4 protein-coding genes are annotated in these 12,234 nt (G+C 30.3%); all 4 read left to right on the top strand.

The genetic code is table 11. The annotated features are described in order from the left end of the window. Positions 1–2,250: non-ribosomal peptide synthetase (locus tag ACWGOQ_RS21070; protein ID WP_458202862.1), on the top strand; the 2,250-nt coding region annotated here is incomplete at its 5' end. Between the two features lie 25 nt (positions 2,251–2,275). Then, positions 2,276–6,745 carry a beta-ketoacyl synthase N-terminal-like domain-containing protein gene (locus ACWGOQ_RS21065; RefSeq protein ID WP_452059712.1) on the top strand — a complete coding sequence of 1,490 codons (4,470 nt, stop codon included), beginning with the start codon at positions 2,276–2,278 and terminating at the stop codon, positions 6,743–6,745. Positions 6,746–6,747: 2 nt separating this feature from the next. Next, a complete protein-coding gene (locus tag ACWGOQ_RS21060; protein WP_452059711.1) occupies positions 6,748–10,134 on the top strand; it encodes a non-ribosomal peptide synthetase in 3,387 nt (1,128 codons plus the stop codon). Positions 10,135–10,613: 479 nt separating this feature from the next. Next, positions 10,614–12,215: an MBL fold metallo-hydrolase gene (locus tag ACWGOQ_RS21055; protein WP_452059710.1), complete on the top strand. Its 1,602-nt coding sequence runs from the start codon at positions 10,614–10,616 to the stop codon at positions 12,213–12,215. Positions 12,216–12,234: the final 19 nt, after the last annotated feature.

Below are 12,234 nucleotides of genomic sequence, written 5' to 3'. Positions count from 1 at the left end.
AGTAATGAGCATCATTATTTGGAGTTATCCAAAGTACAATCCCAAAGTGATTTAGGGATGGATCTTATAAATCATATTATGGTATTTAAAGATTTCTTGGTACAAGATGTTATGCAAAATGTAGAAGAAACGGAAGTCGAAGAAGGGCAAGAGTTAATTATAGAATCTTCAGAAGTCTTTGAACAAAATAATTTTGATTTTAATATTGAAGTATTACCATCCGATGAGTCTTTAACTTTAGAATTTAACTTCAATACAATAAAATATGATGAAGAATCTATAAAATCATTAGTCAATCATTTTAAAAACTTGGTTGAAGCATTTGTTTCTGATACAGATCAGTCACTACGAGCTATAGATTATCTTTCAAAAGAGGAGAAGGGTCTTCTTTTAGGAGAATTTAATAATACTAAGACTCCTTACTTTGAAGAAAAAACAATAGTAGATTTATTCCAGGAACAAGTAAAGAAAACTCCAAATCAAGTTGCTGTAATATTTAGGGATAAAGAGTATACTTATTCTAGATTGGATGAGTTGTCAAATCAGATGGCCAATTGTCTGAAAACAGACTATGATATACAAAAAGGAGATAAAATTGGAGTTCAGTTGGATAGAAGTGAGTGGTTGATAATATCAATTTTAGGAATTTTAAAAGCAGGAGGAGCTTATGTTCCGATAGCTCCTGATATGCCCGATGTACGTAAGACTTATTTAGTAAATGACACTGACCTTAAACTATTAATATCAGAGACAAACTATATGTTTGATTTAGAGTTTTATGAGGGTGATATGTTTGCAGTTGATGTAGAGTTTGAAGCAGATAATTATAGCAAAGACCTTTCTGAAATATCTATAGAACCATCAAATCTTGCTTATGTCATTTATACATCTGGGTCTACAGGTATTCCTAAAGGAGTGATGATAGAGCATAAATCACTAACGAATTATTTGTGTTGGTGTAAAGATTATTATTTGAATGATGAAAATCTTTCAAACTCTAATTTTGGTTTGTTTACACCCTTATCTTTTGATTTAACAGTTACTAGTTTATTCTTACCATTAATAAGTGGTGGTAAATTAGAGATATTTACTTCAGATGAGGACATATCAAATATTTTGAAATCTTATTTTGAGAGTGAATTATCCTGTATAAAATTAACGCCTGCTCATATCAGTCTATTGGAAGGGATGGATATCAAAGGGAATAATATTGAATTTGCTATTGTTGGAGGAGAAGCATTACATCAAAATCATATAGAAATACTAAGAAATATTAATCCTGATATTAAAATCTATAATGAATATGGCCCCACGGAGTCAACCGTTGGATGTTTGATTTATGATGTAGAAAACAAAGACTCAATTTTAATCGGTAAACCAATTGCAAATACTCAAGCATACGTCATAGATCATTATAACAATTTACAGCCTTTAGGTGTTACAGGCGAAATTTGTATCGCTGGAAAAGGATTGTCTTCAGGGTATTTGAACCTTTCCGAATTAACTAAAGAGAAGTTTCTATACGAGAATCTAAGTATCCCTGTAGAGAGATTGTATAAAACAGGAGATCTTGGAAGAATAACAAGAAATGGGGATATAGAATTTTTAGGAAGAAAAGATAATCAAGTAAAAATAAGAGGATATCGCATAGAGTTAGGTGATATTGAGCAACATTTAAAACAAAAAGACACAATTAAAGAAGCGATAGTCCTAGCTCAAGACACCAAAGATGGGAATAAGATATTAATAGCATATCTGGTATCAGAAGAAGAGGAAAATCTTACAGATCTTAGGAAATACTTGTCAGAATATCTTCCTGAGTACATGTTACCCAGTCATTTTGTTCAATTGGAAAATATGCCATTAACTACAAATGGTAAAATCAATAAAAAAATACTACCTAATACTGATGGACTGTTGGTTTCTAGTGGAGTCGATTATGTAGCACCACGTAATGAAATTGAAGAAAGACTTATTGAATTACTGGCAGAGTTAACAGGAAGAAATTCAACAGAAATAGGAGTAAATGATAACTTTTTTGATTTAGGAATGAACTCACTGGAGTTAATGAAAATGGAAAACTTAGTAAAAAGAGAATTTAAAATAGATATAAGGCTCACTATGTTGTTTCAATATCCTAACATAAGTGATTTAGTGAAGAATGTATTTTATCAAAAAGATATTGAAGAAGAGCATGAGGAAACGGACTTTTCTCAAGAAATAGAAGAAATGATGGATTTTATGGAATAATAACATAATGTTAATAGAGAACAAAATGAGAAATAACATAAATAAAAAAGATATTGCGATTGTTGGAATGTCTTGCAAATTCCCAAAATCTGAAAACATTCACAGTTTTTGGAAAAACCTAAAAGAAGGGAAAGAACTAACCCATTTTTATACTGATGAAGAATTACTGAAATTAGGTGTCGATAGAGATCTAATTAATAATCCAAATTTCGTAAAAATTAAATCAACAATTGATGATCCAGGTAGTTTTGATTTTTCTTTTTTTGGGTATACTAGAGACGAAGCTAATGTAATGGATCCACAAACTCGCTTGTTACATCAACAGGTTTGGGGAGCTTTAGAAGATGCCAATTGTAAGGTGTTCTCATATAAAGGGAAGATAGGATTATATTTATCTGCTTCTGAGAATTTTAATTGGATAACACATACATTGATAAACCCAAACAATAATGTAGATCCTTTTTATACATCTCATTTGTCAAACTGTCAACATATTAGTACTATAATATCATATAACTTAAACTTAAGAGGTCCTAGTTACAAAATAGATACCGCTTGTTCAAGTTCTTTAGCATCTATACATATTGCCTGTAGAAACTTACTTCTCAGAGAATGTAATCTGGCTGTTGCGGGAGGAGTTAGAATTGACTGTGACCAAGATAAAGGCTATTTCTATCAAGAAGGTATGATAGCTTCAAAAGATGGTCGATGTAAATCATTTGATAAAGATTCATCAGGAACAATAGGAGGAGATGGAGGAGCCGTTGTCGTTTTAAAAAGACTTGAAGAGGCAATTAATGATAGAGATCATATTTATGCGGTAGTACGATCATCAGCAACCAATAATGATGGAAATCGTAAAGTTGGGTATACTGCACCGAGTATTATTGGACAATCGGATTGTATCAAGTTAGCTCATAAAATTGCTAATGTAGATCCTAAAACAATTTCCTATATAGAAGCACATGGAACAGGCACTAAATTGGGAGATCCTGTTGAAGTAGAGGCATTAAATAAAGCTTTTAACTATGAAACCAAGTTTGAATGTGCCATTGGCTCCGTTAAGTCTAACATGGGACACCTTGATGCTGCTGCAGGTGTTGCAGGGTTTGTTAAGACAAGTTTAGCGCTACAAAATAAGATGATACCACCATCAATTCATTATAATCAACCAAATCCAGGAATTAATTTCGATCTGGGGCCTTTTTATGTTAATTCAACGCTAAAATTATGGGAAAAAGAAAATACTCAACCCTTAAGAGCTGGTGTAAGTAGTTTGGGAATTGGAGGAACTAATGTCCATGTGGTTTTAGAAGAATCTCCTGTTGTTGAAAAGGGAAATAATTCAAGGCAATATCAAATAATTCCATATTCTGCAAAAACAGAATCATCACTAAAAGCTTATCGATATAAACTAACAGAGTTTTTGAATAAGAGAGAAGACGATTTAGCAGATTTAGCGTACACATTAAAAATAGGTAGAGAAGATTTTAGATATCGAGACGTTCTGGTCGGAAAAGATGAAAATGAGATTTTGAATCAATTGAAAGAGATAACAAAAAAGGATTCCAAAAAAACACCGATAAGTAATAAGAGAAATACAATCTTTATGTTTCCTGGTCAGGGAAGTCAATATTTTGAAATGGCAAAGGACTTGTATTTTGAAGAACCATATTTTAAATCTATTATGGATGAAGGTTTTTCAATTTTGAATGAAATTACAGGAGAAGATTATGCAAATATAATTGGGTATAAAAATGAAACAAAAAATTCTGATAAAATTAATAATACCCTTTATACCCAGCCATTATTGTTTTTGATAGAATATTCATTAGCAAGCATTTTGTTAAAGTGGGGAGTAACACCTAAATATCTTATAGGTCATAGCTTAGGAGAATATGTAGCCGCTTGTGTTAGTAAGGTTTTTTCTTTCAAAGACGCGTTGAATATTATTGTCAAACGAGCAAATTTGATGCAGTCAGTAGAAGAAGGAACAATGATTGGAGTAGGTGCCCACAAAAATAAGGTGGACGAATTATTGATTAAAGATCTATCTATTGCTGCTGTAAATACAGATGATTCTTGTGTGGTTTCTGGAAATAAAGACAGCATTCAAGAATTCGTGAAAATTCTTGAAGAAAATGATGTTTCGCACAAAATCTTAAAAACGTCACATGCATTTCATTCAGAAATGATGGAAAAAATATTGAATAAATATGAGGATGAATTAGCAAAAATTCAATTCTCAAGACCCATATATGCTATTGTTTCTAACCTAACCGGAAAAGAAATTTTAGAGGAAGAGGTAACTTCTCCAAAGTACTGGGTAAGACATCTTAGAGAAACAGTTAACTTCTATGATGGATTAAACTTTCTATTTGATAAAGGAAATTCTGTTTTTGTTGAGATTGGAGCTGGAAATACTTTATCTAAGTTTTGTAGACAAAATAAAAAATTTAGTGCTAGTAGTAATACCATAGTAAACTTAGTAAGACATTCTAAAGTTAGTGAAAATGATAATCTATTTTTAACAAAAGCTATAGGTGAATTATGGGGTTATGGGTTGAATATTGATTGGGACGCGTATTATGAGGAAGAGGTGAGAAATAAGATATCAATTCCGTCATATTGCTTTGATAAGTTTGAATTTGATTGTAATGTAAACCCATTATCTCAGTTACAAAATTATGAAATAACTACAAGTCACATTAAAAGAAAATTGTCAAAATGGTTTTATGTTCCTAATTGGAAAAAATCAATTATTTCTCCGGTAAGGAATAATATAAATGCAACTAAAAATTATGTGATTTTCTCTGAAGAGAATATGTTTATAACATCAGTTATTGAAAATTTAAAGCAAAAAAACAATAATATAATAGAAGTCAGGAAAGGTGAAAATTTCCTTAAGAATAACGAAAATGTTTATTTTATTAATCCTTATAAGGAAGATGATTTTAAGCAATTGTTTAGCGAAATTAAAAATCTAAAAATTGATTTTGATCAAATTATTTTCAACTGGGCATTTAAGGGTGAAACTCAAGAAAAAATAACTCAAGCACTTTTGCCACAATTTTATTTGTGCAAACAACTGGCTCATAGTACTGATGATGATAAGAAAAAAATAACCTTTATTACTCATAAAAATAATACAATACTGGGAGACGAACAGGTGGATATACCAATGGTTACTACTGGTGTGATAGCTAATATTTGTGCACAAGAAAACTCTAATATTTCAACATTTCATGTTGATGTGGATCAAAGCTTTCATAATGATGATTTGATTACAAAAATTGTTCAAGATTTAGAGCATAATACTACCGAGCTAGAAGTAGCTTTTAGAAATAATAACAGATGGGTTAAGTTTTATGAAGAAGTCAATCTAGAAGGAAAGGTTGAACAAAATTATGTGAAACCTAATAAAATATGCGTAATCACCGGAGGGCTTGGAGAAGTTGGAAAAGTTTTAACCTCTCATTTGTGTGAAACTTATAATTCTAAAGTGATTGTTTTGGGAAGAAGCGATATACCTTCAGAAGATTTATGGAAAGAATATTTGACAGCAGAAAATGTAGAACCAGAGATCGTTTCCAAAATAAAAGAAATACAAAGTCTTAGAGCAAAGGGTAAAAACATCTTTTATTATAAAACAGATGTTTCTGACTACAATGTTTTATTAGAAACAATAAAATTAATAGAAGAAGATCACGGTGTGATCTCTGGAATAATCCATGCAGCCGGAAATTCGAATAATGAAACGTTTAGGTTGCTAGAAAACCTGAACGAAGAGGTTTTTCAAAAACAATTTGATCCTAAAATAAAAGGAACTTATAACTTATATAACATTCTAAAGGATCGAACCATAGATTTCGTTTGGATTACCTCTAGTTTATCCACAATTTTAGGAGGATTGACCTATGGGGCATATGCCGTAGCAAATGCATATATAGATAATTTCATAAACCACAAACAAAAAGAGTTAAAAAACTGGTTTTGTGTAAACCTTGATGGTATTGATGATGATGGAATTAATAAAGAAGAGCTAATTAAGGTATTCGAAAAATCTTTTAGTGTAGAAGATACTCCTCAGCTTATTGTTTCAACAAGGGATATTACTATTCCGATGGATCAAAAGATTCCTGTAAATAATTTAGATAAAAATGAGTCATCGACAAATGTAATTCATCGACCAGAACTTGATGAAAATTATGAGCCGCCTAGTAGTACTATAGAAAATGAACTATGCGAGTTATGGGCCTCTTTTTTCGGTTATGAAAAAATAGGAATACAAGATGATTTTTTTGAATTAGGAGGGGATTCGTTAAAAGCGATGACTTTAATAAAGAGAATTCATAAAATGTATAATGTCGAAATTAATTTGAAAGAGTTTTTCTCCAAAGCAAATGTAAAAGAACTCTCAGGTGAAATAGATGTAGCACTTAGATTAATGAAAATTCAAGACCAGACTAAAGGTGTTAACGTAATAAAAATATAGACATGATTGATCTTATTAATGAACTAGAAAATAATAATATTAGAGTCTCTCTTGTTGATGAAGATCTGGAGTTAAGTTTTGATGCTAATAACATTGATCCAGATTTAATCCTCAAAGTAAAGCAGAATAAATATAAGCTTATAGAATATTTGAAAAAATATTCCTCTGTGAATAAGGTGAATGAAATAAAACCTATTCCAATTGATGAAAGTTATCCGGTGTCTAATGCTCAAAAAAGACTTTGGGTGTTATGTCAGGTAGGAGATAACTCTTTGGTTTATAATATGCCAAATAGAATAAATTTAGGAAAAGGCTATGATATTACAGAATTGAAAAATGCAATTTATAGTGTTATAGATAGGCATGAAATATTAAGAACTGTTTTTAAAATGAATGAACACGGAGAATTGCGTCAATGTGTATTATCATTAAATGAATTGAATTTTGAAATTGATTATAAAGACTATGAACATTTTGAAAATCCAGAGACTGAGATTATAAAGTATATAGAAAATGATTGTTTTATCCCATTTAACCTAGAGAAAGGGCCTTTACTCCGTGCTTGCATACTCAGATTATCAGATGATAATTATGTTTTCTATTATAATATGCACCATATTATAAGTGATGGTTGGTCTATGGAGGTTTTGTCAAGCGATATAATGAAATATTATCAAGCGAATATTATGGAGGTTGCTCCGGATATTAAAGAACTTCGAATCCAATATAAAGATTATGCATCTTGGCAATTATCTAAAATCAATGGGAAAGATTATAATGAACATAAAAACTTTTGGTTAAATCATTTATCTGGAAATTTACCTTTAATAAACCTTCCTTCACAAAAGTTACGTCCTTTGTTAAAAACACATCGTGGAAATAGTTTAGGTACCTTTCTAACCTCTGAAACAACTCAGAATTTGAGATCATTTGCTAAAGAACAAGGAGGTAGTTTATTTATGACGTTACTGACAATATGGAAAGTGTTATTGTCTAAATACACTTCGCAAAATGATATCATTTTAGGAACTCCATTAGCAGGAAGAGATCATGCTGATTTAGAAGATCAGATTGGTTTTTATGTAAGTACGATAGCACTAAGAAATAAAATCGATGTTGATGATAATTTCGAAACTTTTTTTAAGAGAGTAAAAGAATCAACATTATCATCTTTTACACATCAAAGTTATCCATTTGACAAGTTGGTTGATGATTTGAATGTAATTAGAGATACAAGCCGTAGTCCAATATTTGATACTATTTTTGAACTAGATAATGTAGGGGCGTCAATTAGTGATAGTAGCAATATTGGTGAAAATTTAGAAAAAATAGAAGACTATGGATATACTACATCTCAGTTTGATCTAGCGGTAAGTTTTAAAGAAATAGGAGAATTACTTTCGTTTCAAGTCAACTATAATACTGATGTTTATGATAAACAAATGGTAGAAAAATTAATGCTACATTTTAAACAATTGACATCAGCATTATTAAAAGAACCAAAAAAAGAATTAATAGAAATAAACTACCTAACAAACCAAGAGAAAAAAATACTTTTAGAAAAGTTTAATCAAACAGAAACAGTATTTGAAAATGAAGCAACTATTATTAGTTTATTTCAAAAACAATTAAAATTATCTCCAGATGCTATTGCATTAGTTTGCGAAGATGAAAGATTGACTTATAGAGAATTAGAAAGGAAGTCCAATCAAGTGGCGAATTATTTAAAAACAGAGTATAATATAAAGAAAGGTAGCGCAGTTGGAGTAATGTTAGATAGAAATGAGTGGTTAATTATATCAATATTGGGGGTGTTAAAAGCTGGAGGTGTATATGTTCCAATAGCATCAGAACTACCGGAATCTCGTAAGCACTACATAATAAAAGATGCTGGCCTAAAAGTTATGATAATTAATAAAGGTAGTATGTTCAAAATAGACATTGAGGATGTGCAGATGATTATGGTAGATTGTGATTTAGAGCTCAGTAGTCAAAGTTCTTCTAAGTTAAAAGTGCCCGTTACGACATCCGATCTTGCATATGTTATATACACTTCAGGTTCTACAGGAAAACCTAAAGGAGTTATGATTGAACAAAGTGGTATTGTAAACACAATTTTATCTCAGATAGAACTATTTAAACTAAAAGATAATGAAAGAAGTTTACAATTTGCTTCATCATCTTTTGATGCATCTATATCTGAAATTTTTATTACACTACTAGCAGGAAAAACCCTATATATAGTAAATGAGAAAATAAAGAAAGACCCTAGATTGTTAGAATCTTATATAAAAGAAAACAAGATTGATATAGCTACATTACCCCCTGCATATTTAGAACTGTTGGATATCAAGTGTTTAAAAGAATTAAAAGTATTGATTACAGCAGGAGAAGTTCCTAGTTTAACCAAGATTTCAGAATTTCTACAATATGGAGGAACCTATTTTAATGCATATGGACCAACCGAGGTAAGTATATGTGGATCAGTACATGAAATTTCGAGTTTAGCCGAGTTAGAAACTAATAGAATACCAATAGGAAAACCCATACCAAATACCCAGATCTATATTGTAGATGAATTTAATAAACTACAGCCAATAAGAGTTGCCGGAGAGATTTGTATAAGTGGAAAGGGAATAGCTAAAGGGTACCTAAATCAGAAAGAACTTACAAAAAATAAATTTATATCTCACCCTTTTAGAACTGGAGAACAATTATATAAAACAGGAGATTTAGGAAAATATTTACCTGATGGGACAATTGAGTTTTTAGGAAGGAAAGATGATCAAGTAAAAGTGAGAGGATATCGAATAGAGTTAGGTGAGATAGAATTTAATTTAAAAAAGAAAAAAAGTATACAAGAAGCAATTGTATTGGTAAATAAAAATGATAAGAATAACAAAGAATTAGTCGCCTATTTTACAGCTTCTAAAGAACAAAATATAGCAGACTTACATAGATTTTTATCTAAATATCTTCCAGATTATATGTTACCTAGTCATTACGTGCAATTAGACAAAATACCTCTTACAGTAAATGGTAAAATAGATAAAAAGAGCTTATTAGATAATAGAATAGGAAACATCTCTACTGGAGTCGAATATGTTCCTCCAAGTAATGATGTAGAAAAACAATTAGTGGAAATATGGAATAAAGTTCTGAAACTCGAAAAGATAGGGGTTTATGATAACTTTTTTCATATAGGAGGAGATAGTATAAAAGGAGCAAAAGTAATAGCAGAAATTCAAACATTATTTCATTTAAAACTTGATCTCAATGTCTTATTTCAAGAACCCAATATAAAATCTCTCGCAGAAATTATTACCAATCAACACTGGAATAGTAGCCATTTTGAGAAAGAAGACATTAAAGATAAGGTTGTCATATAGATTATTAGAGGTATTTCCTGATTTTGCAAACGTAATTAGCTCTTTTTTAATAACACTGTATAATTTCTTTTTATATAATTATTAAAGAATAAGAATGAATTTTAGAGTCTAATTATACAATAAAATAAAACTTCCAAATTAAATGCTTTTGAGATTGATTAAGAATCAACTCAATTCGAATAATTCCATGATTACAACTAGAAATACATAAAAACAGTAGTAAGTATTAAGATATATTGAAACCGCTTCTATTAAATTTAAATAAGGTTTTATATCATCCGAATTAGATCACTTTTAAACGTATTTATTATTTAACCTCTGTGTTATCCTCTTGTAGATTCTCAGGAATATTAAGTACAACTAACTTTCAGATTTAATATTCATAAAAGATGAATCAAGTAGTTACTCCCTTGAAGTAACTGAGTTTAAAATTCTAACAAAAGTTAATCCAAATTATATAATCAATTAAATCACATACAATGAATTCGAACGAAAATCAATATTTAAAATTAAATGTAGCAATAGAAGCACTAATTGATAGATGGTATGCGTGGCCACATTTATTATCTCCTGCAACTGCAGCGATGAATATTAAAAATAGACATTTAAGTATAATGGAATCCTATATCAAGAATCCCAAGATACATGCAGCAGCAGTTAAGAAACCAGAAATGATAGGGGGACCTTTTATAGATTATGATGGAGGTAGAGTAGAGGAAATAAAGGAGTTATATGAAGAAACAGTAGAAAGTAGATCAAATATGCTTGAACTTACTGGAGCCATAGGGGAATTAAATGACATGTTACAGAAAGAAGCAAAAGGTTATTCCTTAGATCCATTATATGATAAAGTACCAGATATTTTAAAGGGATACGTAGAATTATTTTATGATTTAAATAATCAACCAAACTTTAGATTTTTTGAAAACTTATTATATCACAGTGAGTATTACGATGAATCAGTTCAAACAATTTCTTTACAATTAGTAGAAGCAGATGATGCTAGGTCATTTGTATTAAGTACTCCTAGATTAGATGAAAACCATTTAATTCATTTAGATATACCTTTTAAAAAAGAAGTAATAGATGAATTATTTAAAATGAAAAGAATTCCAGGGGATTATCATAAAATTAAAGAAGCATTAGGGATACCGCCAGAAAAAGAAGAATTATTTAAAAGTTTCTTTACCACAGAAGCACCTACAGCATATAAAAAATATGAAGGAGATGGAATTAGAACAAGATACTTTGGGCATGCAAGTGTCCTTGTAGAAACCAATGAAACTTCGATTTTAGTTGACCCTGTAATAAGTTATGACGGTTATGAAACTGATATTAACCGATATACTATAAATGATCTTCCAGAGGAGATTGACTATGTCCTAATTACACATAATCACCAAGATCATATTTTATTAGAAACTTTATTGCAATTAAGACACTGTGTAAAAAATATTGTAGTACCGAGTAGTGGCAAGGGAGATTTACAAGATCCAGATCTAAAATTAATGCTCAAAAAGATAGGTTTTGAAAATGTAATTGAGTTAGGTGACATGGAATCTATAGAATTAGAGAAATGTAAGATAACAGGGCTTCCATTTTTAGGAGAACATTGTGATCTGGATATCAGAAGCAAGTTATGTTATCATGTGGCTCTTCATAACGATTTCAAAGTTTTATTTGCAGCGGATTCCTGTAATATAGAAGAAAAAGTGTATGAACGAGTGCATAGCGTTGTAGGTGATGTAGATGTACTTTTCTTAGGGATGGAATGTGATGGCGCACCACTATTTTGGCTTTATGGGCCTTTAATGCATGAAAAGTTAGAAAGAGATAAAGATACATCTCGTCGTTTAGCAGGAAGTGATTATGATCAGGGAATGAGTCTTATTAACATTTTTAATCCTAAAAATGTATTTGTATATGCTATGGGATTAGAACCTTGGTTAGTATTTATTAGTTCTTTAAAATATACAGATGAATCTAGACCAATAGTAGAATCTAATAGGTTAGTTGAAGAATGCAATAAAAGAGGAATTGTTGCAGAACGTTTATTTGGAGAAAAAACCATCCAGTATTAATAAAATAAAAAGACTGAAA

The sequence above is a fragment of the Aquimarina ulvae genome, assembly GCF_053613295.3.
Note: the sequence above shows the minus strand (reverse complement) of the source record. Positions and strands in the feature narration are given on the sequence as shown.